The 25,790-nt window shown below is 62.2% G+C and carries 26 protein-coding genes; 11 read left to right on the forward strand and 15 right to left on the reverse strand.

What is annotated here, in order from left to right; all coding sequences use genetic code 11:
• Positions 1-16 precede the first annotated feature (16 nt).
• Positions 17-1,594 carry a FadD3 family acyl-CoA ligase gene (locus tag AC1RKH_RS04290; protein ID WP_493061256.1) on the forward strand — a complete coding sequence of 526 codons (1,578 nt, stop codon included), beginning with the start codon at positions 17-19 and terminating at the stop codon, positions 1,592-1,594.
• Positions 1,595-1,807: 213 nt separating this feature from the next.
• Here the strand turns inward: AC1RKH_RS04290 and AC1RKH_RS04295 are convergent, their stop codons facing one another.
• Both AC1RKH_RS04295 and AC1RKH_RS04300 read right to left on the reverse strand, forming a co-directional pair.
• A complete protein-coding gene (locus tag AC1RKH_RS04295; RefSeq protein WP_493061257.1) occupies positions 1,808-2,686 on the reverse strand; it encodes an SDR family NAD(P)-dependent oxidoreductase in 879 nt (292 codons plus the stop codon).
• Positions 2,683-4,431: an FAD-binding protein gene (locus AC1RKH_RS04300; protein ID WP_493061258.1), complete on the reverse strand. Its 1,749-nt coding sequence runs from the start codon at positions 4,429-4,431 to the stop codon at positions 2,683-2,685. Before AC1RKH_RS04300 ends, AC1RKH_RS04295 begins: the two co-directional genes overlap by 4 nt.
• A 339-nt stretch (positions 4,432-4,770) precedes the next feature.
• On the opposite strand from AC1RKH_RS04300, the gene AC1RKH_RS04305 reads away from it, so the two are divergent.
• The 3 genes from AC1RKH_RS04305 to surE all read left to right on the forward strand — a co-directional run bounded on the left by AC1RKH_RS04305 (position 4,771) and on the right by surE (position 8,760).
• A complete protein-coding gene (locus AC1RKH_RS04305; RefSeq protein WP_493061259.1) occupies positions 4,771-6,300 on the forward strand; it encodes a DUF1302 domain-containing protein in 1,530 nt (509 codons plus the stop codon).
• A gap of 23 nt (positions 6,301-6,323) precedes the next feature.
• Positions 6,324-7,706: a DUF1329 domain-containing protein gene (locus tag AC1RKH_RS04310; protein WP_493061260.1), complete on the forward strand. Its 1,383-nt coding sequence runs from the start codon at positions 6,324-6,326 to the stop codon at positions 7,704-7,706.
• Between the two features lie 76 nt (positions 7,707-7,782).
• Positions 7,783-8,760, forward strand: coding sequence for a 5'/3'-nucleotidase SurE (surE, locus tag AC1RKH_RS04315; protein ID WP_493061261.1), 978 nt, complete (start codon positions 7,783-7,785; stop codon positions 8,758-8,760).
• Positions 8,761-8,896: 136 nt separating this feature from the next.
• Here the strand turns inward: surE and lipP1 are convergent, their stop codons facing one another.
• Complete coding sequence (gene lipP1 / locus AC1RKH_RS04320) at positions 8,897-9,823, reverse strand: LipP1 family hormone-sensitive lipase (protein ID WP_493061262.1); 927 nt, start codon at positions 9,821-9,823, stop codon at positions 8,897-8,899.
• Positions 9,810-10,649, reverse strand: a complete 840-nt coding sequence (locus tag AC1RKH_RS04325) for an SDR family NAD(P)-dependent oxidoreductase (RefSeq protein ID WP_493061263.1) — start codon at positions 10,647-10,649, stop codon at positions 9,810-9,812. Before AC1RKH_RS04325 ends, lipP1 begins: the two co-directional genes overlap by 14 nt.
• 316 nt (positions 10,650-10,965) lie before the next feature.
• Here AC1RKH_RS04325 and AC1RKH_RS04330 point away from each other — a divergent pair, with 316 nt between their 5' ends.
• From AC1RKH_RS04330 to AC1RKH_RS04345, 4 genes are all read left to right on the forward strand, one after another.
• Complete coding sequence (locus AC1RKH_RS04330) at positions 10,966-12,009, forward strand: 3-ketosteroid-9-alpha-monooxygenase, oxygenase component (RefSeq protein ID WP_493061264.1); 1,044 nt, start codon at positions 10,966-10,968, stop codon at positions 12,007-12,009.
• 134 nt (positions 12,010-12,143) lie between these two features.
• On the forward strand, positions 12,144-13,274 hold the full coding sequence (locus AC1RKH_RS04335; protein WP_493061265.1) for a helix-turn-helix transcriptional regulator: 1,131 nt from the start codon (positions 12,144-12,146) through the stop codon (positions 13,272-13,274).
• Between the two features lie 95 nt (positions 13,275-13,369).
• Positions 13,370-13,927: an ADP compounds hydrolase NudE gene (gene nudE / locus AC1RKH_RS04340; protein ID WP_493061266.1), complete on the forward strand. Its 558-nt coding sequence runs from the start codon at positions 13,370-13,372 to the stop codon at positions 13,925-13,927.
• A gap of 134 nt (positions 13,928-14,061) precedes the next feature.
• A complete protein-coding gene (locus AC1RKH_RS04345) occupies positions 14,062-14,229 on the forward strand; it encodes a hypothetical protein (RefSeq protein WP_493061267.1) in 168 nt (55 codons plus the stop codon).
• 75 nt (positions 14,230-14,304) lie between these two features.
• Here AC1RKH_RS04345 and dmpG read toward each other — a convergent pair whose 3' ends face one another.
• From dmpG to AC1RKH_RS04365, 4 genes are read right to left on the reverse strand one after another with little or no spacing between them, the layout of a single operon-like run.
• Positions 14,305-15,339 (reverse strand): 4-hydroxy-2-oxovalerate aldolase, encoded by a 1,035-nt coding sequence (gene dmpG / locus AC1RKH_RS04350; protein ID WP_493061268.1) that lies wholly within the window; start codon positions 15,337-15,339, stop codon positions 14,305-14,307.
• A 13-nt stretch (positions 15,340-15,352) separates the two neighbouring features.
• Positions 15,353-16,261, reverse strand: a complete 909-nt coding sequence (locus tag AC1RKH_RS04355; RefSeq protein WP_493061269.1) for an acetaldehyde dehydrogenase (acetylating) — start codon at positions 16,259-16,261, stop codon at positions 15,353-15,355.
• Positions 16,262-16,280: 19 nt separating this feature from the next.
• Complete coding sequence (locus tag AC1RKH_RS04360) at positions 16,281-17,072, reverse strand: fumarylacetoacetate hydrolase family protein (RefSeq protein ID WP_493061270.1); 792 nt, start codon at positions 17,070-17,072, stop codon at positions 16,281-16,283.
• Positions 17,069-17,896 (reverse strand): alpha/beta fold hydrolase, encoded by an 828-nt coding sequence (locus tag AC1RKH_RS04365; RefSeq protein ID WP_493061271.1) that lies wholly within the window; start codon positions 17,894-17,896, stop codon positions 17,069-17,071. The genes AC1RKH_RS04360 and AC1RKH_RS04365 overlap by 4 nt, the downstream gene beginning before the upstream one ends.
• Before the next feature lie 311 nt (positions 17,897-18,207).
• On the opposite strand from AC1RKH_RS04365, the gene AC1RKH_RS04370 reads away from it, so the two are divergent.
• Both AC1RKH_RS04370 and AC1RKH_RS04375 read left to right on the forward strand, forming a co-directional pair.
• The gene (locus AC1RKH_RS04370) at positions 18,208-18,984 is read left to right on the forward strand and encodes an SDR family oxidoreductase (protein WP_493061272.1); all 777 of its coding nucleotides are present in this window, start codon (positions 18,208-18,210) and stop codon (positions 18,982-18,984) included.
• A 13-nt stretch (positions 18,985-18,997) separates the two neighbouring features.
• Positions 18,998-19,468, forward strand: coding sequence for an SRPBCC family protein (locus AC1RKH_RS04375; RefSeq protein WP_493061273.1), 471 nt, complete (start codon positions 18,998-19,000; stop codon positions 19,466-19,468).
• A 153-nt stretch (positions 19,469-19,621) separates the two neighbouring features.
• Here the strand turns inward: AC1RKH_RS04375 and AC1RKH_RS04380 are convergent, their stop codons facing one another.
• The 6 genes from AC1RKH_RS04380 to AC1RKH_RS04405 are packed head-to-tail and all read right to left on the reverse strand — an operon-like array spanning position 19,622 to position 24,875.
• Entirely contained in the window at positions 19,622-20,008 is a 387-nt protein-coding gene (locus tag AC1RKH_RS04380) for a steroid Delta-isomerase (RefSeq protein ID WP_493061274.1), read from the reverse strand.
• A gap of 9 nt (positions 20,009-20,017) precedes the next feature.
• Positions 20,018-21,220 carry an acetyl-CoA C-acyltransferase gene (locus tag AC1RKH_RS04385; protein ID WP_493061275.1) on the reverse strand — a complete coding sequence of 401 codons (1,203 nt, stop codon included), beginning with the start codon at positions 21,218-21,220 and terminating at the stop codon, positions 20,018-20,020.
• A gap of 31 nt (positions 21,221-21,251) precedes the next feature.
• The gene (locus AC1RKH_RS04390; RefSeq protein WP_493061276.1) at positions 21,252-21,710 is read right to left on the reverse strand and encodes a MaoC family dehydratase; all 459 of its coding nucleotides are present in this window, start codon (positions 21,708-21,710) and stop codon (positions 21,252-21,254) included.
• A gap of 2 nt (positions 21,711-21,712) precedes the next feature.
• Entirely contained in the window at positions 21,713-22,495 is a 783-nt protein-coding gene (locus AC1RKH_RS04395; RefSeq protein ID WP_493061277.1) for an SDR family oxidoreductase, read from the reverse strand.
• A 17-nt stretch (positions 22,496-22,512) separates the two neighbouring features.
• Positions 22,513-23,706 (reverse strand): acyl-CoA dehydrogenase family protein, encoded by a 1,194-nt coding sequence (locus tag AC1RKH_RS04400; protein WP_493061278.1) that lies wholly within the window; start codon positions 23,704-23,706, stop codon positions 22,513-22,515.
• Positions 23,703-24,875 (reverse strand): acyl-CoA dehydrogenase family protein, encoded by a 1,173-nt coding sequence (locus AC1RKH_RS04405; RefSeq protein ID WP_493061279.1) that lies wholly within the window; start codon positions 24,873-24,875, stop codon positions 23,703-23,705. The genes AC1RKH_RS04400 and AC1RKH_RS04405 overlap by 4 nt, the downstream gene beginning before the upstream one ends.
• 228 nt (positions 24,876-25,103) lie before the next feature.
• On the opposite strand from AC1RKH_RS04405, the gene AC1RKH_RS04410 reads away from it, so the two are divergent.
• Positions 25,104-25,295 carry a hypothetical protein gene (locus AC1RKH_RS04410; RefSeq protein ID WP_493061280.1) on the forward strand — a complete coding sequence of 64 codons (192 nt, stop codon included), beginning with the start codon at positions 25,104-25,106 and terminating at the stop codon, positions 25,293-25,295.
• Positions 25,296-25,342: 47 nt separating this feature from the next.
• Here AC1RKH_RS04410 and AC1RKH_RS04415 read toward each other — a convergent pair whose 3' ends face one another.
• On the reverse strand, positions 25,343-25,696 hold the full coding sequence (locus AC1RKH_RS04415) for a DUF1428 domain-containing protein (RefSeq protein WP_123424677.1): 354 nt from the start codon (positions 25,694-25,696) through the stop codon (positions 25,343-25,345).
• Between the last annotated feature and the right edge of the window lie 94 nt (positions 25,697-25,790).

Raw genomic sequence — 25,790 nt, forward strand, 5'->3', positions numbered from 1 at the left:
TGCCTGAGGAGGCACCATGCCGTCTGTCGCACACGCTCCGAGCATCGCGCACCTGTTCGCCCACGCAGCCCATACCTACGGCGACCGCCCGGCCATCGAAGAGGGCACCCGGCACATCAGCTATCGGCAACTCGATCAACTGCGCCAACACGCAGCCCGCGCCCTGCTGGCACTGGACGTTCAGGCCGGGGATCGGGTGGCGATCTGGGCACCGAACCTCTGGGAATGGATCGTCGCCGCCGGTGCCCTGCACAGCGTCGGCGCTGCCCTGGTGCCGCTCAATACCCGAATGAAAGGCAGCGAGGCCGGCTACATCCTGCGCGAGAGTGGTGCCCGCCTGTTGTTCACCATCGGTGAATTTCTCGGCGTCGACTATCCGCAGATGCTCGCCAGCGAAGCGCTGCCTGACTTGCGGCATATCGTCAGCCTGCGCACTGACAAACCCGGCACTCTCGGTTGGGACGACTTTATGGCGCTTGCCGCCGAGGTATCACCCGCGACCCTGCTGACCCGTGAATCGGCTGTGGGACCACAGACGTTGTCGGACGTACTGTTCACCTCGGGCACCACCGGCAAACCCAAAGGCGTGATGACCCAACACGGGCAAAACCTGCGGGTGGTGCGTGACTGGAGTGAAGTGGTCGGCCTGCGCGAGGGCGATCGTTACCTGATCGTCAATCCGTTCTTCCATTCGTTCGGCTACAAGGCCGGCTGGCTGGCGGCGCTGATGCGCGGCTGCACGATCATTGCGCAGCAGGTGTTCGACGTGCAGGCAGTGCTGGAGTGTGTGCAGCGTGAGCGGATCAGCGTGCTGCCCGGACCGCCAACGCTGTATCAGTCCTTGCTGGCGCATCCGCAACGTCATGAATATGACCTGTCATCCCTGAGGATTGCGGTGACCGGCGCGGCGGCGATTCCGGTGGAGATGATCTGGCGTATGCGCGACGAGCTGGGTTTCGCGACCATCGTCACCGCCTATGGCCTGACTGAAGTCTGTGGCTTCGCAACCATTTGCCGCCCCGGTGACGACCCCGAGCGGGTCGCCAGCACCAGCGGCCGGGTGATGCCAGGGGTGGAGATTCGCTGCGTCGACCTCAACGGTCGCAGCCAGCCACCCAATGTGCCCGGCGAAGTACTGATTCGTGGCTACAACCTGATGCAGGGCTACCTCAACGATCCGCAGGCAAGCGCGGAGCTGCTCGACAGCGACGGCTGGCTGCACACCGGAGACATCGGGGTGCTCGATGAACAAGGCTATTTGCGCATCACCGACCGCCTCAAGGACATGTTCATCACCGGTGGCTTCAATGTGTATCCGGCGGAGATCGAACAGTGCCTGTTGACCTACCCCGGCGTGGCGCAGGCCGCCGTCATTGGCGTACCTGACGAACGTCTTGGCGAAGTGGCCATGGCCTTCCTGCTGCCGGCGCCGGGGCAGATGATCGAGCCTGGCGCACTGATCGCCTGGTGCCGCGAGCAGATGGCCAATTACAAGGTTCCGCGTCGGGTGCAGGTGCTGGACGCCATGCCGCTGAATGCAGCGGGCAAAGTGACCAAGAATGTCTTGCGCGAGTGGGCGGCAACGACGTTGTAGATGTATGGCTTGCCGACAATGGCGATCTAACAGTCACCATTTTGCGATCCGTAGCAGCTGGCGAAGCCTGCGTTCGGCGGCGGAGCCGTCGTAAATAGCATCACCCCCGTTTACCTGAAAGACCTTGCTGCCCGATTTTGCGGCCGCTTCGCACCCGAACGCAGGCTTCGCCAGCTGCTACAGGGAGTGCGTTACGCCAGAGTCAGTGAACATTCAGATAATCCGCGCTGGATGCTGCTGACGCGGGTTGCCAAGCATCGCCCGATGGGACGGTGGTTGCCGGCCCTGGTCTTCGCTGATGCCGTAGCCGAGGGCGATTTCAGCGGTGATCAAGGTCTGCCCGGACAGGCTCATCACCTTTGGATCATTGAGCAGCGCATGAATCACCCGCCCGTTGAATTGCGGTGTTTCGGCGTCGGCCAAGAACGCCCGGTACTGCTCGCCATGCTGTTCTCCGGCAATCCGCGTGCGCTCGGTCAATTGCGGGCCGAGCCATAGCGAGACTGCCGCGACGTCACGCCCTTCAAAATCGATCGCCATGTCCGCCGCCAGTTTGTCGACACCCGCCTTCTGCGCGCCGTAGGCCGGGCCGTGCATGTAACACCCGGCGCCGAATGAGGATGTGAAACAAATCAGCCCCTGCTCGCTGCGCAGCAACAACGGCGCGGCGTAGTAGCTGGCGATGTAGGCCGAACGCAAACCCACATCAAGGATCCGCACCAGCTCCAGTGGTTTCTCCCAGAACGGGCCGGGTTCGATCAACTGGTCATGGATAAACGCCGCATTATTCACCAGCAAGTCCAACCGTCCGCATTCCTCCTGCACCCGAGCAAACAACGCCTGCACCTGGGCATCGTCGGCATGATCACAAACCACTGCGATCCCACGCCCACCCGCCGCGGTAATCGCGGCAGCAGTGTCTTGCAGTGAACCCCTCAATGCTTGCCCATAAAGGTTCGAGCCACCCTGCCCCGACGCACGCCCGGTGACAAACACCGTCAGGCCCAACTCGCCAAGCGCCAGCGCAATACCTTGACCAACCCCTCGGCTGGCACCCGTGACGACCGCGACTTGATTATGTTTGGTGCTCATTTGCAACTCCTCTGCGCAGCACTGACCGACAACGCCTGACGCTGACTTTGCTGTTGAATGTGATTGGCGGCCGCATAACCGAAGGTCATCGCCGGGCCGATGGTCGATCCGGCGCCGGGGTACGTGCGACCCATCATCGACGCCGCGCTGTTGCCGATCGCGTACAAGCCATTGATCGGTTGACCGTCCTCGTGCAACACCCGAGCGTGCACATCGGTGAGCAATCCACCCTTGGTGCCGATGTCGCCGGCATCGATGCGCACCGCATAGAACGGCCCCTTGAGCAACGGCGCCAGGCACGGATTGGGCTGCACACTGGGGTCGCCGTAATAGCGGTCGAACAAGGATTTACCCTTGTGAAAGTCTTCATCCTTTCCCCGCACGGCCATGCCGTTGAAGCGTTCAACGCTGCGCACCAGCCCCGCGCCGTCAACGCCGATCTGCACAGCCAGCTCCGGCAAACTCGCGGCTTTGTGAAAGTAATCACGCAAGTGTTTCGGCACTTGCCAGTCAGGTTGCGCATACCCCGGCAGTAGTGCACCACACGGGTATTTACGACGGAACTCGGCGTCGAAAATCATCCAGCACGGCACGCTCACCGCCTCCGGCCGATTGTTGGCGTACATCGCGTAAACGATGTCGGTATAGGGCGCGGCCTCGTTGACAAAACGTTCCCCGGCTGAGTTCACCAGCACGCAACCGGGCAAAGTGCGCTCGACGAACATTGCACGCTGTTTTTCCTCACCTTGAACGTAGGTGGTCGGTGCCCACCAGCTATGGTCCATCAGCGCCGTGCGTGCACCAATTGCCTGACCGGCGCGGATGCCATCGCCGGTATTATTCGGCGGCGTGGCGCTCCATTCGGCCCTGGACGGCTGCGGCAGATATTCTTCGCGCATCGACTGGTTTCGCTCGAAACCACCGGCAGCGATGATCACCCCATGGCGGGCCTTGATGTTGAGCATCTGCCCATTGCGACACACCCGTGCGCCGCCAACCCGGTCACCAACGATCAGCAACTCTTCCAGCGCACAATTGAGCCACAGCGGTCGACCGCGATCCTGCAACGAGCAGCGCAGCGCGCCGATCAAGGCATTGCCCAAGGTGAGGAAACGGTCGCGCCGGGACAGGCGGCGCCCTTCGCGGTCACGCCAGTAGCGCCACATCACCCGCAGTGTCAGACCGAGCCAGCCGCGTCCACGGCACAGAAGCACTTGCGCCTCTTTCATGGTCATGGCCATGCGGCCCATCATCAGCGTTCCCGGTGACGGCGCGCGCATGCGCAAGAATTCTTCGCCCAGGTCAGCGGCGTCGAACGGCTGCGGGTCCATCGAGCGATAACCCGGTTTGCCGCCGGGCACTTCCGGGTAGTAGTCGGCATAGGCTGGCTGCGCTTCGAAACGCACCCGGGTCTGCGCCTCAAGGTACTCGACCATCTCGCGGCCCTGCTCGACGTAGGCCTCGATGCGCCCATCGTCGATTTCGCCATGGGTCACGGCACGAATGTAGGCGATCCCTTCGGCTGCCGAATCGTTGCCACCGAGGGCCTTGATGCGGTGGTTGTTGGGGATCCAGATACCGCCGCCGGACACCGCCGAGGTGCCGCCGTACTCGGCGCTCTTTTCAATCAGCAGTGCGTTCAGTCCCAGGTCGTGAGCCCGTAGCGCGGCGGTCATGCCCCCCGCGCCCGAGCCGATCACCAGCACATCGCAGCACTCATCCCATTTGATCTCGGCATCTTTCATCCGCACATCTCCGCAAAGCGCCAACAGGCAAGAAGCCGCCGCAATCGGCTCTTGGCCTGACGCAGTCGGTCTCGGGATTGTTGGTGGGCTGACGCGCCCGGACATCGTCCGATGGGACTAGCGCAAAAGCACCGCCCACCCCCGCCAAAACGCTTAGTCCGGTTGGACGATGTTGCGCCGCAAGCGTGACTCCATAGTCGCCCCTGCTTCACTTCCCAACCCTGAACTGCAGGTCGGGCAGGCCTGATCCTTAAGCATGAGGACGACATGATAAAAACAATAATCGCCCCACCACTGCTGCACACTTATGTAAAGGCGCACGCAAAGACGCGCATAAAAATGGCTGTATTGATGTTGGCCGGGGGGCTGGGCGGTCAAGCCAGCGCCATGACCTTCCAGCCCAGCGATGACCTGACTGTCGACTGGGACACCACGCTGACCTACAGCCTGGCCTGGCGGACCGAAGGGCGCGATCCCAAGTTGACCGCCAATGCCAATGGCAACGACGGCGACAACGCGTTCGCTAAAGGCAGCTTGATCAACAACCGCAGTGGTTTTTTGACCGAAGCCAACATCAAGTGGCAAGACGACTACGGGATGTTCATCCGTGCGGACGGCTTCTACGACAACGTCTACGACCGCAGTAACGACAACAACACCGGCACCTCCAACTGCTTCGCCGGTGGCCAGTGCGCCCGGCCGGACCATTTCTCCGACGAAACTACCGACCAGCATCGCAACGACCTGCGCCTGCTCGATGCTTACGCCTATGGCACCTGGGATTTGTCCGGGCACAACCTCAACGCGCGCCTCGGCAACCAGGTCGTGAGCTGGGGTGAAAGCCTGTTCTACCCGGGTATTTCTGCGGCGCAGAGCCCGGTGGATGCGACCAAGTCGACCACACCCGGGGTCGAGGTCAAGGAAATCCTGTTGCCGGTCGGCCAACTGTTCACCCAGTTCAGCCTGACCGACAGCCTCGATGTGCAGGCCTACTACCAATACCAATGGAAGAAGACTGAACTGTTCGGCGTCGGCAGCTACTTCTCCACCACCGACTTCATCGACCGGGGCGGTTTCAACGACGCCAGTGGTTTTGTCCATCGCCTCCCGGACGACAAACCGAGCGACAGCGGCCAGTACGGCCTGGCGTTCACCTACGCAGCGGCGTCGTTGAACAACACCGAGTTTGGCGTCTACTACTCGCGCTACCACGACAAGACCCCGCAGCTGGATTTCCAGAGCCAGCTGGGCAGCTACCGCGCGGTCTACTTCGACAACATCGACCTGTTCGGCGCCAGTTTCTCCACCGTATTCGGCGACACCAGCATCGCCGGTGAAGTCAGCTACCGCGATGGTCAGCCGGTCATGGTCGACAACGGTTTCGGCAGCCCGGTGCGGGCCAGGACGATGCAGGCCCAGGTCTCGATGATCAAGGTGCTGGGACCTTCCGCGTGGGCGGACAACACCACGTTGGTGGGCGAGTTGGTCTACAACTCCGTGCTCAGCAACGACAGCTCGGCGCCGACCCAACTGGCGCCGGGCTTCAGCCTGCCGGGCACCGACAAACTGTTCTACGACCGCTCGGCCTGGGGTTACACGCTCCAATCGACCTTTGACTACAACGACGTGTTCAGTGGCTGGGACATGTCGGTACCGGTCACCTTGAGCATTGCCGCCCACAACGACAGCTCGCTGGTGGGCTCGATCAACATGGGCCAGGGCGACAACCGCGCGAGCATCGGCAGCTCGTGGCGCTACCTCGGCAACTTCACCGTCGAGGCCCGTTACAACGCCTACCTGGGCAATGCCAACAACAGCCCGCTGGCGGACCGCGACAACGTCGCCCTCAACTTCAAATACCGGTTCTGATTCCCCTGATGGAGGAGCACAGCATGTCGAGCATTACCCACACTTTGTTGCGCACGGCGCTGGCCGTCAGCCTGTTGGGCGCAAGCCTGGCGTCGCAGGCCAAGGTCAGCACCGAGGAAGCCGCCCGCCTGGGCCAGGACCTGACCCCGGTCGGCGCCGAAAAAGCCGGCAACGCCGACGGCAGCATTCCGGCCTGGTCCGGCAAATGGCTGGGCCTGCCGCCGCAACTCAAATACGCCGGCCCTGGCACGCCATATCCGGACCCGTACGCGGCGGAAAAACCGCTGTTCGTGATCAACGAGCAGAACATGGACAAGTACGCCGCCAACCTCACCGACGGCCAGAAAGCGCTGCTCAAACGCTACCCGAGCACCTTCACTATTCCGGTGTACCCGACTCACCGGGATTTCCGTACGGATCAACGCAACTACGACAACATCAAGAAAAACGCCCTCAATGCCGAATTGGCCAACGACGGCAACGACACGAATAACGCCTGGGCTGCCTCGCCGTTCCCGATCCCGAAAAACGGCAGCGAGCTGATGTTCAACCACACCCTCGCCGGGCGCGCCAATACCGAAGAGGCGAACTACCAGCAAGCGGTGGTTTATTCCAACAAAGAACGGGTGCTGGAGCAGGTCAACTACAAGATCTTCTCGATCTGGTCGAGCCCGGACAAAACCCTTGAGTCCGCCAACGGCATCCTCACCAACTTCCTGATCACCACCCTGGAACCGGTGCGCAAGAAAGGCGAAATCGTCGTCGGCCACGAGTTCATCAACCCCACCGCCGCGCCGCGTCAGGCCTGGCAGTACACCCCCGGGCAACGCCGGGTCCGTCGTGCCCCGACCGTCGGCTACGACTCGCCGACCGGCGCGGGCGGCTTCCGGGTGTATGACGAAGACCGCTTGTTCAACGGTGCCCCGGATCGCTACAACTGGACCATCGTCGGCAAGAAAGAAATCTACATCCCGTACCACAACTACAAGATCGACGACCCGAGCATCAGTACCGACCAGATCCTCGCCACCACCGGCCACGTCGATCCGCAGTACATGCGCTACGAAAAGCACCGGGTCTGGGTGCTGCAAGCGACCCTCAAGGAAGGTGCGCGGCACGTCTACGCCAAACGCGTGCTGTACCTCGACGAAGACACCTGGGCCGCCACCCTGGCTGACAACTACGACAGCCGTGGTCAGCTGTGGCGCACCAACATGCAGACCTCGATCTACGCCTACGAGATGCAGCGTTACCACGCCCGCCTCGGCATCTACCATGATCTGATCGCCGGTTCGTACCTGGTTGACCGGCTGCTGGTCGACCAGAAGCCGGCCAAGCTCAACGCCAGCAACTTCGTCGATGAAGACTTCACCCCGGGCAACCTGCGCAAGCTCGGCACCCGCTAAGTGTTCACGGGCCCCGACCGAATCACTCGGTCGGGGCCTTGTTGCATCTACCTCCCCACCAATACGGACATTCCCCATGAACAAACTGCTCACCGGCGCGATTGCCCTGGCCAGCATCGGCCTGTCACTGAACGCCAACGCCCTGAACATTCTGCTGACCAACGACGACGGCTGCCGCGCCCCCGGCATCGACGCGATGTACCAGGCCCTGACCGCCGCCGGCCACGACGTGACCTTGGTCGGGCCGTTGAATGACAGCAGCGGTATCAGCGCCGCCAGCGTGGTGATCCCCGGCCAGGCCCTGGCCATCACCGAATTGGCCCCGCACAAATTCTGCGTCGGCCCACCGGACGGCTACAGCGCGCCGGCCGGCAAGACCTCCGCGATTGGCACGCCGGTAGACGCGGTCAACGTCGGTTTCGACCTGTTGCTCAAGGACCATCGCCCGGACCTGGTGGTGTCGGGCAGTAACTTCGGCGAAAACGTCGGGCCACTGACCCAGATGTCCGGCACCCTCAACGCTGCCGTACGCGGGATGTTCAAAGGCGTGCCGGGGGTGGCGGTGTCGACCGGGATTGATATGGACCTGATCATGCGCGACCAAAAGGCCGGCTACCGCAAGACCCTCGACGCCATGCCAGACACCGCGAGCTTTGCGGTACGGGTCATTGCACAGGCCAGTGAAGCCGGGACCAAGGCCCGTGTCCAGTGCACAAAAGATCATCAGGCCTGCGAACTGAACGTGCTTGGTTTGCCGGGCGTCAACGGGCTGAACCTCAACTACCCGGCGTTGCCGGCGAGTGAAGTCAAAGGGGTGAAATTCGCGCCTATCGGCAATTGGGATCGGGTGAACTTCACCACCCAGCGCGGCGAAGACGGGATCGTGCGGGTTAACCTGGTCGCTCCACCTAAACCGACCAAAGCCCAGCAACAGGCGGATGCATGGTTGTTGTCACAGGGCAACGCCGTCATCACCGTGATCGACGGCAACCACACCGCCCCGAAAGCTGTACAGGACCGGGCGCAGAAGATGTTGCAGGGCGTCAAACCCTAACCTCGCCCCCACACCCTCCGCGTAGGAGCTGCCGCAGGCTGCGATCTGTTGATCTTGATTTTCGGCATTCCCGGCACCGCCAAAGATCGCGGCCTTCGGCAGCTCCTACGGTCGAACGCCGGGTTCGCCACGCCGTTCAATTGAGCGCCACGCGCAGATCGGCGGCAGCTTCGGCCAGGGCCTCGGCGGCGCGCTCGACAAACAGCGCCATGCTGATGAAACCGTGAATCATCCCCTCACAGCGTTGCACACGCACCGGTACACCAGCGGCCTGCAGGCGTTTGGCCAGGGCCTCGCCTTCATCGCGCAGCGGGTCGAACTCGGCGCTGATCAGGGTGGTGGGCGGCAAGGCGGCAAGGTCTTCGGCGCGCAACGGCGAGGCCAGCGGGTCGTCGATCTGCCCGGCGTTTTGCAAGTATTGCTGCCAGAACCACCCCATCATTGCCCGCGTGAGGAAGTAGCCTTCGGCGAAGTCGGCATAGGAAACGCTGTCGCAACCGGCATCGGTGACCGGGTAGAACAGGCATTGATGACGGATCTTCGGCCCGCCCCTTTGCGCCGCAAGACGGCTGACCGCCAGCGCCAGATTGCCGCCGGCGCTGTCCCCGGCCAACGCCAGACGACTGCCATCGACACCCAGCTCGGCGGCGTGTTCCACCAGCCAACAGGTGGCCGCGTAACAGTCCAGCGGTGCCGCCGGGAACTTCGCCTCCGGCGCCAGTCGGTAGGCGACCGACACCACCACCGCGCCGGTCTGGCTGGCCAGCGCCCGGCAGAGGTTGTCGTGGGTGTCCAGCGTGCCAATCACAAAACCGCCACCGTGGAAAAACACCAGCAGCGGTAAATTGTCCTGCGCCAAGGGTCGGTACAGCCGCGCATCCAGCTCACCTTCGGCGCCAGACACCCGTAGGTCACGCACATCAAACATCGGCGCGCCGGGAATCGGTGGCATCAGGTTGTCGGAGAACTGCCGGTACTGCACGGCATCGAGCTGGCGGTAGTCGGGCTCTGGCATGTCGCGAAACTGCTGGAGCACAGCGGCGATCTGGCTATCGAGCGGCATGGGTATCTCCCTGAACATCGGTCATCTGAAACACCGGGTTGGTTTCCTCAAGAATGCTCTGTACCCGACGCTCCAGCGCCGGTTTGAAGTCTTTGTGCGGCAGGATCCAGAAGCGCTTGTCGTCGACGGCGTCGAACACCAAGTCAGCCAACTCGGTCGGAGTCATGCCCTGACGAATGCTGGAGTCGAGCAATTGGCTGAAGGAGGAACCGGCGGCGTCGGCGACCTGGTTCGAGGCCATGATCTCGCTGGCTACCGGCCCCGGACACAGCACCGACACCGAGACCGGTGCGCCAAGCAGCACCAGTTCGTAATGCAGGGTTTCCGAAAGCGCGACCACCGCTTGCTTGGTCACGTTGTACGGCGCCATCAACGGGCTGCTGAGCAACCCCGCCAGCGATGCGGTGTTGATCACATGGGCGGCGCGGCCCTGACTCAGCAACAGCGGCACAAAGCAGCGAATGCCGTTGATAACGCCTGTGAGATTGATGTCGAGCATGCGTTGCCACTGCGTTTGGCTGATCTCCCAGCTGTAGCCGGTTTGCATCACGCCAGCGTTGTTGAACAGCAGGTCGACACCGCCAAACTGTTCAACGGCGACATCACGCAGGCGCTCGACCTGCGCCAGTTGCCCGACATCGGTGACGCAGGCAATCGCCTGCGCACCCGTGGCTTGCAAGGTCGCGCACAACGCCTGCACGCCTGCAGCGTCGACATCCGCCAACACCAGCCGCATGCCCCGCCGCGCCGCCTGTTCGGCCAACCCTCGGCCAATCCCGCTGGCGGCCCCGGTAATTACCGCGACCTGCCCGTGCTCACTGCTCATCTGAAGACTCCCGCTCTCGGTCAATGCCACCAGTAGAGCCGCCCGCCGTTCACCGGCCATCGTCCATTCAGACGATGCCCCGCAGCACAGGGGCGGCAGAATCGGAGCAGCACAAGCGCTTGCCAGTCAGTTCAGGCACGAACCCTGTGGGAGCGAGCTTGCTCGCGAAGAGGCCGTCACAGCCAATATCAATGTTGACTGGACCACCGCCTTCGCGAGCAAGCTCGCTCCCACAAGGATCTCACTTGACTGATAGGCATCGGGACTTGCCTGAGCCCCAAGCCGCCCAACCCGCGATGAACCGGAGAACAATAAGATGAGCACCCTGCACCGCATCGAAACCAAGCAGCTGGAAGACCGTTATGCCCGTGGCTGGCACTGCCTGGGCCTGGCCGAGCAATACCGTGACGGCAAGGCCCACCGCCTGGAGGTGTTCGGCACCCGGCTGGTGGCGTTTGCCGGTGAAGACGGCGAACTGCATATCCTCGACGGCTATTGCCCGCACATGGGCGCCGACCTGAGCGCCGGTTGTGTCGAAGGCAACTCGATCCGCTGCCCGTTCCATGCCTGGAGCTGGGGTGCCGACGGGGTATGCGATGACATCCCCTACGCCAAGCGCATCCCTCCACGGGCGAAGATCAAGAGCTGGCCGCTGATGGTGGAAAACCAGTTGCTGTTCGTCTGGAATGACCCGGAAGGCAACCCGCCGATTCCTGAACAACGCATTCCACGGATCGACGCTTGCTTCAGCGACGAATGGGCGGCGTGGGAAGTAGAGGAACTACAGATCGCAACCAACTGCCGCGAACTGATCGACAACGTCGCCGACATGGCGCACTTCGGCACCGTGCACGGCGCGCCGATCGAGGCCTTCAGCAACGTCTTCGAAGGTCATATGGCGACGCAGATCATGTGTGCTCGCAGCGAGCGCTTGTCCGGCGACGGAGAACTGCACAGCGCCGCCACCTACTTCGGCCCGGCTTACCAGATCACCGAAATGACCGGCTCCATGAACGGCCAGCCGATCCATTCGATCCTGCTCAACTGCCACGTGCCCGTCGACCTCAACAGCTTCACTCTGCGCTACGGCGTGCTGGTGAAAAAAATCCCGGGCCTGAGCGAAGAACAGAACCAGGCGATGGCCAAAGCCTATGTGCAGCAGGCCCAGGAAGCGTTCTACGAGGACGTGACCATCTGGCACAGCAAGACCCGCGTCGATAACCCGCTGCTGTGCGACGGCGACGGCCCGGTCTATCAACTCCGCAAATGGTACGAGCAGTTCTACACCGATGTCAGCGCATTGCCGGCGAGTACTTCCGAGCACAAACGCTTCGACGTGCGCGAGCGCGAAACGGTCTGATGCCCGCATCCCGCCGCGTTCCACGGCCTGCCGGTTTGCCACCGGTCAGGCCCGCAGCGACAGCGTTGCACGCAGACGATGCCGACGCTTATTCTCGGCCACCGCCAACGCTAATAATAAGAACGGTTTTCCCCATGCAGAAGAACCTCAGCCTTGAGACGTTCAGTGAACTGATCGGCAATCTTTATCAGGGCCCACTGGAAAACATCCCGTGGGCGACCTTTCTCAATCAGCTCAACCTGTACCTCGAAAGCAAGTACGTGACCTTCATCCTGCGCCCGCCGAGTGCCCATGTGGATGGGCTGATGGTCAACACCACCGGCACTTCGACCGAAGCCACCTCCTCCTACAACAAGCACTTTTTCACCCTCGACCCCTTCGTCGACCTGCCCAACCGGCAAGTGGTGACGCTGGCGGAGTTCGTCTCCAACGACGATTGGCAGCAGTCGGAGTTCTACAAGAATTTTCTCGAACCGGTGGATGTGTTCCATATCCTTGGTGCCGACATCAACACCTGCGACGGCGCCCAATGTCGCCTGCGCATTAGCCGCGGGCGTGACGACAAACCCTTCGGCAACGCTGAAAAAGAACTGCTCGCGCAGTTCATTCCGCACCTGGAACGCTCGATCAAGATTCACATGCAGCTCAACCGCATCGAGGCCGAACGTAATCTCTACGCCGGTGCGGTGGATCAGATGGCGGTCGGCACGATCATCCTCGACGAAGCCGGCAAGGTCCTGCAAACCAACCAGGTGGCCGATCGGCTGATCCAGGAAAAGGACGGCATCAAACTGGTCAACGACGGACTGCAAGTCGGCACCGCCCGTGACACTCAGGAGTTCCGACGCCTGGTGAAACAGTCGCTGCTGTCGCAAAAAAGCAGCAACCCGTCGGTGGTCGAAGCATTGCGGGTGCAACGGCCTTCCGGTCGCGCGGACCTGGGGATCATCGTCCGTTCGGTGCCGCTGTCGGCCTGGAGCGAAGGCAAGCAGTGCCCGACCGTGGTGATTTTCATCAGCGACCCGGAACAGCAATCCACCGCGCCCCAGGAAATCGTCCGCGCACTGTTCGATTTCACCCCGGCTGAAACCCAGCTTGCCATGTTGTTAGCCAACGGCCTGACCCTCGACGAAGCGTCAGAAGAACTGGGCATCAGCCGCAACACCTCACGGGCACACTTGCGCTCGACCTTCTCCAAAACCGGCGTGACCCGCCAGACCATGCTGGTGCGGCTGATCCTGCGCAGCGTGGCAACCCTCGGCTGACCGCCCTGTCGCCCTCGTCCGCTTGGACGATGGCGACGCAGCTTGCACAGCGCACAGTGCGATGACTCCCACCATCCCCTAGCGGGGGGCATCCCATGCGCAGCTGTCCGACCATCCTCAAGACCGAACTGTTGGCCGAAAGCGGCCATTTTCAGATCGAAGCCTTGCACCTGCAATTCAGCAACGGCCAGCAACGGGTCTACGAACGGCTGCGTGGCACCGGTTATCGCTCGGTGATGCTGGTGGCGATGCCTGATCCGCTGCACGTGTTGCTGGTGCACGAATACGCGGTGGGCGTGGAAAGCACCGTGTTGGGTTTGCCCAAGGGCGGTGCCGAACCGGATGAAGACTTCCTGCAAGCAGCGCAACGGGAGCTCTGCGAAGAAGTCGGCCTGCGCGCCGGGCGCCTGACCGAGCTCGGTGAGTTGACGCTGGCGCCTGGTCATTTGTGTCATCGCTATCAGGTGGTGCTGGCCGAGGATCTCAGCCCGTGTCTACTGGAAGGTGATGAACCGGAACCGCTGGAATGCCTGCGCGTGCCGCTGGCGCAGATTCCGGAGCTGGTGGCCTGCGGGGATTTGCACGAAGCGCGGGCGATTGCGGCGTTGTTTATGGCGATTGGGGCGTTGGCCCGACGGTGTTCGGACAGCTAACACACCCCCTGTAGCAGGTCTTCAGAAACACCGTTTATCGAGCACACCATCGGCTAGTCCATTCGGACGAAGCAACGCTTCGGCTATCGCCATAAGGTTTGCCTACAACAATAAAACCGCCGTCGAGGCTCGTCATGCGAAAAGCCACCTACGCCCTGCTCATCCTCGTTTGCGCCGGCAGCACTGCCAGCCTCTGCCAAGTGTTCAAGAATGAAGCCTATCGACCGAGCAGTGCCCTGCTCAGTTGCGCCAGCACCACCAACAGTTGCTACCCGCCGCTGGTGCGCAACCTGTTGCCCTGAGCCACAAAAAAATCAACTCAAAAAAAACCACCGGGCTTGCACACAAGGCCGGTGGTTTTTTCGTGCATTCAACAATCAGGTCGGCAACACACCGCGCGCCCGTGACAGGGTCAGCGCCAGGTCTTCGATCATGTCTTCCTGACCGCCCACGGTGCCGCGTCGGCCCAGTTCCACCAGCAGTTCACGGGCGGCGATCCCGTATTTCTGCTCGGCACGTTTGGCGAATAACAGGAACGAACTGTAGACCCCGGCATAACCCAGGGTCAGCGCGTCGCGGTCGAGGCGGATCGGCTGGTCCATCATCGGCACCACCAGGTCTTCGGCGACGTCCATGATCCGGTACAGATCAATGCCGCTGTTCACGCCCATACGTTCCAGCACCGCGACGAATACCTCCAGCGGCGTGTTACCGGCGCCTGCGCCGAGCCCTGCCACTGAGCCGTCGATCCGCGCCGCGCCGGCCTCGATCGCCGCCAGCGAGTTGGCAATCGCCATGCCCATGTTGTGGTGGCCGTGAAAGCCCACCTCGGTGCCGGCGTTGAGCCCCTGTCGCAGCGCGCCGATCTTCTCGCTGACTTCGTCCGGCAGCATGTAGCCCGCCGAGTCGGTGCAGTAGATGCAGTTGGCGCCGTAGCTCTCCATCAATCGCGCCTGCGCAAGCAACTTCTCGGCACTGAGCATGTGCGCCATCATCAGGAAGCCTACAGTGTCCAGGCCCATTTTCGCCGACATGCCAATGTGCTGACCGGAGACGTCAGCCTCGGTGCAGTGGGTCGCCACGCGAATGGTGGTGACCCCGTGATCAAAGGCCATTTTCAGGTGATCAAGGGTGCCGATCCCCGGCAACAGCAGCGCCGAAACCTTGGCCTGTTTGAGCCGCGGAATTACCGCCGCGAAGTATTCCTCGTCGCTGTGAGCCGGAAAACCGTAGTTCAACGACGCGCCGCCCAAACCATCGCCGTGGGTGATTTCGATCAGCGGCACACCGGCCGCATCCAGGCCGGTGGCTACAGAAACCATTTGTTCCAGGCTGATCTGATGACGCTTGGCGTGCATGCCGTCACGCAGGCTCATGTCATGCAGACGAACGCTCTTACCTTGCAGATTCATGGCAATTCTCCACTTAACGAACGGGCAGTTGCAGGGTGCCCTTGTGGGCTTCTTCGGCGAACATCTCGGCGGTGCGCAAACCGGCGGCGGTCATGATGTCCAGGTTGCCGGCGGACTTGGGCAGGAAGTCGCCGAGACCTTCGACCTCGATGAAAATCGAGACCTTGTGCCCATCGAACACCGGCCCGTTGATCAGCTTGTAACCCGGCACGTAACGCTGCACTTCCTTGACCATCTGCAACACCGAGGTGCGGATCGCGTCCTGGTTCGGCTCCTCATCAGTCAGGCAATGGATGGTGTCGCGCATCATCAGCGGCGGCTCGGCCGGGTTGATGACGATGATCGCCTTGCCGCGCCGGGCGCCACCGATCTGCTCAACGGCTCCTGCGGTGGTGCGGGTAAATTCGTCGATGTTCTGCCGCGTGCCCGGCCCAACTGAACCGGACGACACGGTGGCGACGATTTCGCCGTAACTCACCGACTGCACCTGCGACACCGCCGCGACCATCGGAATCGTCGCCTGACCACCGCAGGTGACCATGTTGACGTTCATCGCCAGGCTCAAGGCGTGTTCCTTGAGGTTCACCGGTGGCACGCAGAACGGGCCGATGGCCGCCGGTGTCAGATCGATCATGATCACCCCGAGCGCGTTGAGCTTGCGGCTGTTTTCGGCGTGCACATAAGCCGAGGTCGCGTCGAAGGCGATGCGGATGTCGTCGTCGAGCACGTGCGGCAGCAAGCTGTCGACGCCGCCCGCGGTGGTTTTCACCCCCAGCTCACGAGCGCGCTTGAGGCCTTCGGATTCCGGGTCGACACCGACCATCCACACCGGCGCGATCCATTCGGAACGGCACATTTTCATCAACAGGTCAGTGCCGATATTGCCCGGGCCGATAATGGCCGCTTTGAGTTTCTTGCTCATCCGGTTACAACCCCTTGAGTCAGGCGCAGAAGGACACCCGGGCACTGCCCAGGCCATCGATAGTCAGGGAAAAACGGTCGCCGGCCACCGCCGGTTCCAGCGGCACCAAGGAACCGGAGAGAATGATTTCCCCGGCCTTGAACGGAATGCCGAAGGCGCCCAGGGTATTGGCCAGCCAGGCCACGGCCGTCAGCGGATTGCCCTGGACGGCAGAGCCCAGGCCTTCGCTGATCAGTTGATCGTTCTTGAACACCTGCATGCGCAGGTTGGGCAAATCCAGTTCACGCGGATCGACCTGGCTGTCGCCGAGCACAAACACCCCGCACGACGCGTTGTCGGCCACGGTGTCTTGAATGCGGATGCGCCAGTCGTGAATCCGCGAGTCGACGATTTCGAAACACGGCATCACGTATTCGGTGGCAGCCAGTACATCAGCCTCGGTCACGCCGGGCCCGCGCAAATCGTGCTTGAGCTTGAAGGCGATCTCGCCTTCAGCGCGCGGCTGGATCAGCTTGTTGGCGGACAGGGAAATCTGCGCGTTATCGGCGAAAGCCATTTGCTCGGTGATAAAGCCGAAATCCGGTTGATGCACATTGAGCATTCGCTGGACCGCTGCCGAGGTCACGCCGATTTTCTTGCCGACAATACGGTCGCCATCCGCCACCCGGCGTTCGATGCTGTAGAGCGAAATATGGTAGGCATCCTCGATGCTGATCGCCGCCCAACGCTCGGTCAGCGGTACCAGGGTCGAACCGCTGAGCAACGCCTGATACAGTTCTTCGCCATACTGCTCGCGCAATTGGGCACTCATGCTCGGCCCTCTGCAAGGAAATCCAGGCACTGGCGATTGAACAGCTCGCGGTGCTCGACCATCACCCAGTGTCCGCATTCGCTGAGCAGTACAAAACGAATTTTCCGGCAGTGCTCCAGCATGGTTTGCGCGCCGGAGACCGGGCAGAATTTGTCGTTCATGCCCCAGAAACCGAGGATCGGGCACTGCAATTCGCCCAGGCGTGCGGTCATGTTCGGCACTTGCATGGTCGACAGCACGCAGATCGGTTGCTGCTGTACTACCGCGACCCGCTCATTCACCGTTTCATCGCTGATCAGCGACGGGTCGAACAGCTGCAAACTGAGCAAGCGGCGCATGCCAGCGGCGTCGTTGAGTTCGCCCTTGGCGAACGCCGCGCCCATCTTCTGGATGCCTTCCATTTGCAGGTAGTACTGCTCTTTTTCCATCAGGCCACCGGGCGCCATCAGCACCAGTCGACTGACCCGCTGTGGCTGGTCGAGCGCCAGTTTCAGCGCGATCGCGCCGCCCAACGAGTTGCCGACCAGCACGCAGCGCGGGATATCCAGCGCGTCGAGCAGACCGCTCAGGGCTTCGACGAAAAAGTCCAGGGTATAGAGGGTTTCCGGTTTGTCCGAGGCGCCGTAACCCGGCAGGTCCGGGACGATACAGCGGTAACCGGCGTCAGCGAACACCGGATAGTTCTGCTTGAAGTTGCTGTGGCCGCTGGCGCCCGGCCCGCTGCCATGAATGAAAACCACCGGCTCACCGGCACCGATGTCCTGGTAATGCAGCTGCAAACCACTGGGCAGCGTAACGAAGTGCCCCTGCGCTGATGCGCTCATGCGGTGTCCTCCCGGCCTGTTGTTGTGCAGGGAGTATTCCCGTCGCCCAACCCGCCAACATCGTCCGACAGGACTACGCCTGATGCCGGTTTGAACATAGCAATCCTTGTGGGAGCGAGCCTGCTCGCGATGCGGTGGGTCAGTAATCATTGATGTTGAATGTGCCGACGCCATCGCGAGCAGGCTCGCATAGGGACATTGCTTGAGCTGACTGGCGTTGAGCCAACCCCCCTAGTCTTTTCGGACGTTGGCCCAAGGCCGCGTCGAGCCCCAGTATCCGGCCCACGCACACCTGATAAAACGAGGCAGCCATGCACGATCCGATGGACTTTCGCGGCACTGTGGTATTGATCACCGGCGGTGGCAAAGGCGTGGGACGCGGCATCAGCCAGCGCTTTCTCGACTGCGGCGCCGAGGTGGTGATCTGCGGCCGTGAAGCTCCCGAAACCTTGCCCGCCAGCGCTGGCCGCGAGGCGCTGTTCGTCGCCTGCGACTTGCGCGATGTCGAGCAGTCGCAGCAGTTGATCGACAGCGTGGTCAAGCACTTCGGCCGACTCGATGTGCTGGTCAACAACGCCGGTGGTGCACCGAATGCCGACGCCGCGACCGCCTCACCGCGATTCAGCGAAGCGATCATTCGCCTCAACCTGCTGGCACCACTGAACCTGTGTCAACAGGCCAATCGGGTGATGCAGTCCCAGGCCACGGGCGGCTCGATCATCAACATCGCCAGCGTCAGCGCCACCCGCCCTTCCCCTGGCACCGCCGCCTATGGCGCGGCCAAGGCCGGGCTGTTGAGCCTGACCCGTTCGCTGGCGGTGGAATGGGCGCCGAAGGTGCGTCTCAACGCGATCACCGCCGGGCTGATCCTCACCGAACAGGCCGCGCTGCATTATGGTGACCAGGCCGGCATTGCCCGGGTGGCTGCGGGTATTCCGTTGCAACGGCTGGCCAACCCGGACGATATCGGCGATACCTGCCTGTACCTGGCCTCCTCGCTGGCGCGCTACGTCAGCGGTGCCGATCTGGTGGTGCATGGCGGCGGCGAACGCCCGGCGTTTCTCGATGCTGCTCAAGCCCATTCATAAGAGGACACCCGATATGCCCGCCGTTGCCAGCCACAGCGTTTTACTCAACCTCAGCCAGCCCGCCGCGTGGGCAAAACTGCGCGACCTCAGCCTGGCCCCGCACTATGTGCCGGGGCTGACCGGTTGCCAGTTTCACCCAGGCATTACAGAAGGCTTGGGCGCCAGTCGCCGGGTGTTTCGAAAAGGTGGGCAGTGGCTGGATGAAAGCGTGGTGCAGTGGCAGGAAGGCCAAGGGTTCGTGCTGGTGCTGCACAAGGCCAGTGATGGAGCGCCCTTCCCGTTTCGCGAGGCGACGTTTCACTACAGCTTGCAGGCTGAGGGTGATGTGACGCGGATTACCACGTGCATGAAGTACAGCTTGCGGGGTGGAAGGATTGTCGAAGGATTGTTGGGCAAGGCGTTCAACAAAGTCGTGCGGCAGATTGCCGAGAACCTCAAGGCCTACTATGAGACCGGGCAGACGCAAAATGCGGATTTTCGCTAACCCCACGCAAAACAACCTGTGGGAGCGAGCCTGCTCGCGATAGCGGTGGTTCAGTCAGCATTGATGTTGAATGTAATACCGCCATCGCGAGCAGGCTCGCTCCCACAGGGATTGCGCTTAACCAGGTTAAACGCAGCCTCCCCTCCCGCTCCATCAACTTTCCTGCGGACCGATATTGACCGGGCCCCAATACGCCTTCATCGACCGAATCCTGCCCTCGGCATCGAACTCCATCACGTCGATCACCTGCAACGAGCATGCTTGTCCGCCCCACATCATGTCGACCCGAAACGGCATCGCCCCACAGCCGTTGAGCGTCGCCCGCACCGGGCCGGTCAGGGTTGCCGAGACCTTGCTGGCGCCCAGACCTTGCCGATAAAACTGCTCGATGCCGGCGAGGCCATGAATCGGCGGATTACCCACCGGGTCTTCGACCACCGCGTCCTGCGCATAAAGCGCGACAATCCCGTCTATGTCGCCGGCGTCCACCAATTCGACATACCGCGCCATGCTCGCCTGAACCTGCTCTGCACTGATCATCGCCGCCTCCTAGACCACTTCAAACAACGCCGCTGCGCCCATGCCGCCGCCGATGCACATGCTCACCACCACGTAACGCAAGCCACGGCGCTGACCTTCGATCAAGGCGTGGCCGACCATGCGTGCGCCGGACATGCCGAACGGGTGGCCGACGGAAATCGCCCCGCCGTTGACGTTCATGCGCTCCATCGGAATACCCAGGGTGTCGCGGCAATACAACACCTGGCTGGCGAAGGCCTCGTTCAATTCCCAGAGTCCGATGTGGTCCACCGTCAAACCGTGACGCTTGAGCAATTTCGGAATAGCGTAGACCGGGCCGATGCCCATCTCGTCAGCGTTGCAACCAGCGACGGCCAAACCACGGTAGATACCCAATGGCTCAAGCCCGCGCTGTTCGGCGAGTTTGGCGCTCATCAGCACCGAGGCCGAGGCGCCATCGGACAGTTGCGAGGCGTTGCCGGCAGTGATGAAGCGGCCCTTGCCGGTCCACTCCCCACCCTGCCACACCGGCTCCAGCGCGCTCAGGCTTTCGCGGGTGGTGTCGGCGCGGTTGCACTCGTCGCGCAGCAAGGTCAGGGTCTCATAGCGGGTTTCACCGCTGGCTTTGTCGACGATCATCTTGCGGCTGGTCATCGGCGCCAGTTCGCGGTCGAGCAACCCGGCACTCTGGGCCAGCGCGGTGCGCACCTGGCTTTGGTAACTGTATTCGTCCTGCTCTTCGCGGGAGATGCCGTAGCGCTCGGCGACAATCTCGCCGGTTTCGATCATCGGAATGTAAGCCCGCGGGTCCAGCTCGATCACCGCACCAGACTGGTTTCGGTAGACGTTCTTGTATTTGTTCTGCACCAGCGAAATCGACTCCAGGCCACCGGCCACGGCGATGTCGATTTCATCGCAGATGATGCCCTTGGCAGCCGTGGCGATGCTCATCAGCCCCGAGGCGCACTGGCGCTCGATGGCCATCCCGGCGACCGTGCTCGGCAAGCCGCCGGCAATCGCGCACAGCCGCCCAAGGTTGTAGGACTGGGTGCCTTGCTGGGCGGCGGCGCCCATCAATACGTCGTCCACCTCACCCGGTTCGATGCCGGCGCGGCGCACCGCTTCGCGCACTACGTGGCCGCCCAGTTGCGGTGCTTCGGTGTCGTTGAAGGCGCCGCGAAAGGCTTTGCCGATCGGCGTGCGGGCGGTGGAAACGATGACGGCTTCTTTCATGCTGGAATCCTCGAATAAACGGCTGAAGTACTCAGGCCGGGTAGTAGCGACTGATGGTGTCGACCACGCAGCCAGGACGTTCCTGGCCTTCGATCTCGACACTGACGCGGATGGTCGCCTGAAACCCGCCCTTGACCTGCTCGACCGCCATCAGCTGCGCGCTGCCACGCACCCGCGAGCCGACGTGAACGACATTGGGAAACCGCACCCGCTCGCAGCCGTAGTTGACGCCCATGGCAATCGCGCGGACCTCGACGATCTGCGGCAAAAACAGGTTCACCAATGACAGGCTCAAGTAGCCATGGGCGATACAGGCACCGAACGGCCCGCTGGCAGCTTTGATCGGGTCGACGTGAATCCATTGGTGATCGCCGGTCGCCTCGGCAAACAGATCGATGCGCGACTGATCCAGCAGCAGCCAGTCGCTGACGCCGAGCGCTTCGCCCACCGCGTCGGCCAACTCATGAGGCGTGTCGAAAATCCTTGGCATGTTCAGGCCCTCTGACTGGAAACCGACAACACTTCGCCGGTCATGTAGGAGCTGTAATCGCTGGCCAGGAACATCATCACGTTGGCCACTTCCCACACTTCGGCGGCACGCCCGAACGCTTCGTTGGCCGCCAGTTGATCAAGCACCGCCTGTGGTGCCGAGCGGCGCAGGAAGTCATGCAAGGCAATGCTCGGGCTGACGGCGTTGATGCGAATCCCGTGCTCGGCGGCTTCGACCGCTGCGCAACGGGTCAGCGCCATGACCCCGGCCTTGGCGGCGGCATAATGGGACTGTTCTTTCTGTGCCCGCCAGCCGAGCACCGAGGCGTTATTGACGATGACCCCCGAGCGCCGCTCGATCATCTTCGGCAGCATGGCGCGGGTCATGCGCATGGTGCCGGTGAGCGTCACGTCGAGCACCCGGTGCCATTCTTCGTCGGGCATCTCCACCAGCAACCGCGAACCGCCGAGGCCGGCGTTGTTGATCAACACATCAACACCGTGCAGATCGCGCTCGGCGCAGGCGATCAAATGCTGTACCTGGGCTTCATCGGCAACGTTGCAGACCTCGCCATAGACCTCTTGCAAACCGGTCGCTTCGCGGATCTTCAACACCGCCTCGCGCAACCGACCTTCATGGATATCGCTGAGCATCAGCGCCCGGCAGCTTTCTTCGGCGGCGCGCAAGGCTGCGGAAAAACCGATACCGGCGCCGGCTGCGGCGGTGATCAGCACCGACTTGCCGCGCAACAGACCGTGGCCCGCCACATACTGAGGAACTGACATGCAAATACTCCTTTTTTTCAGGTGCGCGGGCGCGGCTCTTTGGGCATGCCCAAGGCGCGTTCGGCGATGATGTTGCGCTGGATTTCGTTGCTGCCGCCGTAGAGGGTGTCGGCGCGGCTGAACAGGTACAGCGACTGCAAGCGGGTCAGTTGATACGGTGCGGCGTCGAGCAGTTCGGCCTCGGCGCCGAGCACGTCCATCGCCAGCTTGCCGAGGTTGGCGTGCCAGGTGGACCAGAACAATTTGTAGATAGTCGCCTCTTTGCGCAGCGTGCCGTCCTGCGCGCCCGAGAGCATGCGCAGCGAGTTGTAGCGCATGATCCGCAAACCGCTCCAGGCCTCGGCCAGACGCTGGCGCAGCACCGGGTCGCGAGCAGTGCCATTGGCGCGGGCGATGGCAATGATTTCGTTCAGTTCGTTTTGAAACTGCATCTGCTGGCCAAGAGTCGAGACCCCGCGTTCGAAGCCCAGCAGCGCCATGGCAATCTTCCAGCCTTCACCCGGCTGGCCGACGATGTTCACCGCAGCAGTGCGGGTATCGTCGAAGAACACTTCATTGAATTCCGAAGTGCCGGTCAGTTGCTCGATCGGCCGCACGCTGATGCTGGCCTGCGCCATCGGCACCAGCAGGAACGACAGGCCCTTGTGGCCGACGCTGCCGGCTTCGGTGCGAGCGATCACGAAACACCAGTCCGACTCATGGGCCAGCGAGGTCCAGACCTTCTGCCCGTTGATCACCCACTCGCCCGTGGCCTCATCCAGCACCGCGCGGGTCTTGACGTTGGCAAGATCCGAACCGGCGCTGGGCTCGGAGTAGCCCTGACACCAGAATGCCGTGCCGCTGACGATCCCCGGCAGCAAGCGGCGTTTTTGTTCTTCAGTACCAAACGCGGCGATGGTCGGTCCGGCCAGGCCTTCACCGATATGGCCCATGCGGCCGGGGCCACCGGCGCGGGCGTATTCTTCGTGGAAGATCACCTGCTGAGTGATCGACAGACCGCGCCCGCCATGCTCGGGCGACCAGCCAACGCAGGTCCAGCGACCTTCGGCGAGCTTACGCTCCCAGGCTTTGCGCTCCTCGGGAAAGCTGTGTTCATCGCCCGGACCGCCGCGAAAGCGCAACGGCTCGAACTCACCGCACAGGTTGGCGGCCATCCAGTCGGCAACTTCCTGGCGGAAGCACTCATCCTGCTCACTGAAACCGATCTTCATGGCTGCTCTCCAAGAATCTGCGCGGCGATCCGCTCGCGGTGCCAGGCCGGTAGCCCGAGAAAGCTTTCGCTGGCCCGGGCCCGTTTGAAGTACAGATGCGGGTCGTATTCCCAAGTGAAGCCCACGCCGCCGTGCAGCTGGATCGACTCGGCGGCGCAGTGGAAATAGCTGTCCGAGCACTGTGCCTTGGCCAGCGCCGCCGCCAGTGGCAACTGCGCCGCAACCTGCGGATCGCCTTGCGGATCGAGCACTTCCTGAGCTACGCAGGCCGCGTAATAGCAGGCCGAACGCGCACACTCGACCTGCAACATCATGTCGGCGGCGCGGTGCTTGAGGGCTTGAAAACTGGCGATCGGTCGACCGAACTGCTGGCGCTCCTGCATGTAGGCGACGCTCAGATCGAGCACTTGCTGCGCGCCACCGGTCTGCTCGGCGGCCAGGGCGATGCAGGCCAGTTGCAGCACCTGATCGAGGACTGGCCAGCCTGCGCCGAGGGTGCCGAGCAGGCAGTCCGCTTCCAGATACAGGTGATTGAGTTCGATCCGCGCCTGACGACGGGTCTGATCCATGGTCGGCAGCATTTGCCGAGTGATCCCGACACGGTCGGGCTCGACCGCAAACAGGCTGATGCCGGTTTCCCCCATCGAGCCGGGAGTTCGTGCGGCGATGATCAACAGGTCAGCGCTATGGCCATCGAGTACGTGAGTCAGCGTGCCATCAAGCACAAACCCCGAACCTTCGGCCACCACCGTGGTTTGCAGGTTTTCAGCCGCCCAGCCATTACCGCTGGTGAAGGCCAGCGTGGCGGTGAGGCTGCCCTCGGCAATCAGCGGCAGCCAGCGCTGTTGTTGCGCAGGATTGGCCGCCAGTAACAACGCGGGCGTGGCCATGCAGGCGGTGGCGAAGAACGGTGAGCAGAGCAAACGCCGGCCCATCTGTTCCAGCAGAATCGACAATTCGACAAAACCCAGCCCCAAACCACCGAACGCTTCGGGAATATGGATCGCCGGCCAATACATTTCGCTGCACAGGCGCTGCCACAGCGCGCTGTCATACCCCTGCTCACTGACCATGGCCGCCCGCACGGCGGCACAGTCGGACACATCGGCGAGAAAACCTTCGGCCGATGCGCGAATCATTTCCTGCTCGTCGCTGAATGCAAAGTCCATCGCGGCGCCTTCTGCTCGTCTGGCGAGGTGCAACACCTCTTGGGCCATCGAGTGTGGCGACCGGCGCCGGCGGCAGAATCGTTAGCCTTGCCTAGTCCGAACGGGTGATGCCTTGGCGATCGATGTGATTGCCCCTCAGGCGTCGTGATTGACCATCCGCCCAACGCAATCTGGCACCCCAGGCTATCCACGTTATAGTTGAAGGGACCCAAACCACGTGGAGGGGGTATGCGCCAGATTGTCAGCAAAGAGCCATGGTGGGCTGCGCCGCCCAAGCCTGGGCAAGATGAGTCCGAGTTGGAGTGGGGTTGGCTGGTCACGTACAGCGAGGGTGAACCGCGCTTTGAGTTTGTCAAAGAGCGGCCGACGGATCAGCAGATCCACAATCGCAAGAGCTGCAGGATCACCGTTCAGGAATAGGAATGGGGCGGCGGCCTTGCTCGCCCCACTCTGGGATCACGCGAACCTCACACGTTTACGATCGTCTCGAAGCCGCCGAAGATCATCCGCTGACCATCGAAGGGCATTGAGTTGCCCTCCGAGCGGACTCGAGGGTCGGCCATGAACTGTTGCATGCCGGCGTCGCGTGTTTTGCGATCCGGCCAGACGATCCACGAGAAAACCACGGTCTCGCCTTCCTTGAGTTTCACCGCCATCGGAAACGAGGTCACCTTGCCTTCGGGCACGTCGTCCCCCCAGCATTCGGTGACGCTCAGTGCGCCGTTTTCTTTGAAAATGGCGGCCATGAACTCGGCGTGTTGCTTGAATTTATCGCGGTTGGTGGTAGGTACGGCAGCAATGAAACCATCGACATAGGACATGATCACTCTCCTCGTTGAATTGCATCATCGGTTTACCAAGTAGTCGATCCACTGAAGCTCAAATCGACAGGCCTGTCAGGTAAACCGACCAACG

It is taken from the genome of Pseudomonas sp. GW822-FHT06B12 (assembly GCF_058799675.1).

Excerpts from the sequence above, each read along its gene's own strand:
- AC1RKH_RS04365 (WP_493061271.1), bottom strand. The coding sequence starts at position 17,896 with ATGAGCGCATCAGCGCAGGGGCACTTCGTTACGCTGCCCAGTGGTTTG.
- lipP1 (WP_493061262.1), bottom strand. The coding sequence starts at position 9,823 with ATGCCGCTCGATAGCCAGATCGCCGCTGTGCTCCAGCAGTTTCGCGAC.
- AC1RKH_RS04300 (WP_493061258.1), bottom strand. The coding sequence starts at position 4,431 with ATGAAAGATGCCGAGATCAAATGGGATGAGTGCTGCGATGTGCTGGTG.
- AC1RKH_RS04400 (WP_493061278.1), bottom strand. The coding sequence starts at position 23,706 with ATGAAGATCGGTTTCAGTGAGCAGGATGAGTGCTTCCGCCAGGAAGTT.
- AC1RKH_RS04330 (WP_493061264.1), top strand. The coding sequence starts at position 10,966 with ATGAGCACCCTGCACCGCATCGAAACCAAGCAGCTGGAAGACCGTTAT.
- AC1RKH_RS04345 (WP_493061267.1), top strand. The coding sequence starts at position 14,062 with ATGCGAAAAGCCACCTACGCCCTGCTCATCCTCGTTTGCGCCGGCAGC.
- AC1RKH_RS04335 (WP_493061265.1), top strand. The coding sequence starts at position 12,144 with ATGCAGAAGAACCTCAGCCTTGAGACGTTCAGTGAACTGATCGGCAAT.
- dmpG (WP_493061268.1), bottom strand. The coding sequence starts at position 15,339 with ATGAATCTGCAAGGTAAGAGCGTTCGTCTGCATGACATGAGCCTGCGT.
- AC1RKH_RS04415 (WP_123424677.1), bottom strand. The coding sequence starts at position 25,696 with ATGTCCTATGTCGATGGTTTCATTGCTGCCGTACCTACCACCAACCGC.
- AC1RKH_RS04410 (WP_493061280.1), top strand. The coding sequence starts at position 25,104 with ATGCGCCAGATTGTCAGCAAAGAGCCATGGTGGGCTGCGCCGCCCAAG.
- AC1RKH_RS04385 (WP_493061275.1), bottom strand. The coding sequence starts at position 21,220 with ATGAAAGAAGCCGTCATCGTTTCCACCGCCCGCACGCCGATCGGCAAA.
- AC1RKH_RS04370 (WP_493061272.1), top strand. The coding sequence starts at position 18,208 with ATGCACGATCCGATGGACTTTCGCGGCACTGTGGTATTGATCACCGGC.
- AC1RKH_RS04360 (WP_493061270.1), bottom strand. The coding sequence starts at position 17,072 with ATGAGTGCCCAATTGCGCGAGCAGTATGGCGAAGAACTGTATCAGGCG.
- AC1RKH_RS04390 (WP_493061276.1), bottom strand. The coding sequence starts at position 21,710 with ATGCCAAGGATTTTCGACACGCCTCATGAGTTGGCCGACGCGGTGGGC.
- AC1RKH_RS04310 (WP_493061260.1), top strand. The coding sequence starts at position 6,324 with ATGTCGAGCATTACCCACACTTTGTTGCGCACGGCGCTGGCCGTCAGC.
- AC1RKH_RS04405 (WP_493061279.1), bottom strand. The coding sequence starts at position 24,875 with ATGGACTTTGCATTCAGCGACGAGCAGGAAATGATTCGCGCATCGGCC.
- AC1RKH_RS04395 (WP_493061277.1), bottom strand. The coding sequence starts at position 22,495 with ATGTCAGTTCCTCAGTATGTGGCGGGCCACGGTCTGTTGCGCGGCAAG.
- AC1RKH_RS04325 (WP_493061263.1), bottom strand. The coding sequence starts at position 10,649 with ATGAGCAGTGAGCACGGGCAGGTCGCGGTAATTACCGGGGCCGCCAGC.
- AC1RKH_RS04290 (WP_493061256.1), top strand. The coding sequence starts at position 17 with ATGCCGTCTGTCGCACACGCTCCGAGCATCGCGCACCTGTTCGCCCAC.
- nudE (WP_493061266.1), top strand. The coding sequence starts at position 13,370 with ATGCGCAGCTGTCCGACCATCCTCAAGACCGAACTGTTGGCCGAAAGC.
- AC1RKH_RS04375 (WP_493061273.1), top strand. The coding sequence starts at position 18,998 with ATGCCCGCCGTTGCCAGCCACAGCGTTTTACTCAACCTCAGCCAGCCC.
- AC1RKH_RS04305 (WP_493061259.1), top strand. The coding sequence starts at position 4,771 with ATGGCTGTATTGATGTTGGCCGGGGGGCTGGGCGGTCAAGCCAGCGCC.
- AC1RKH_RS04355 (WP_493061269.1), bottom strand. The coding sequence starts at position 16,261 with ATGAGCAAGAAACTCAAAGCGGCCATTATCGGCCCGGGCAATATCGGC.
- AC1RKH_RS04295 (WP_493061257.1), bottom strand. The coding sequence starts at position 2,686 with ATGAGCACCAAACATAATCAAGTCGCGGTCGTCACGGGTGCCAGCCGA.
- AC1RKH_RS04380 (WP_493061274.1), bottom strand. The coding sequence starts at position 20,008 with ATGATCAGTGCAGAGCAGGTTCAGGCGAGCATGGCGCGGTATGTCGAA.
- surE (WP_493061261.1), top strand. The coding sequence starts at position 7,783 with ATGAACAAACTGCTCACCGGCGCGATTGCCCTGGCCAGCATCGGCCTG.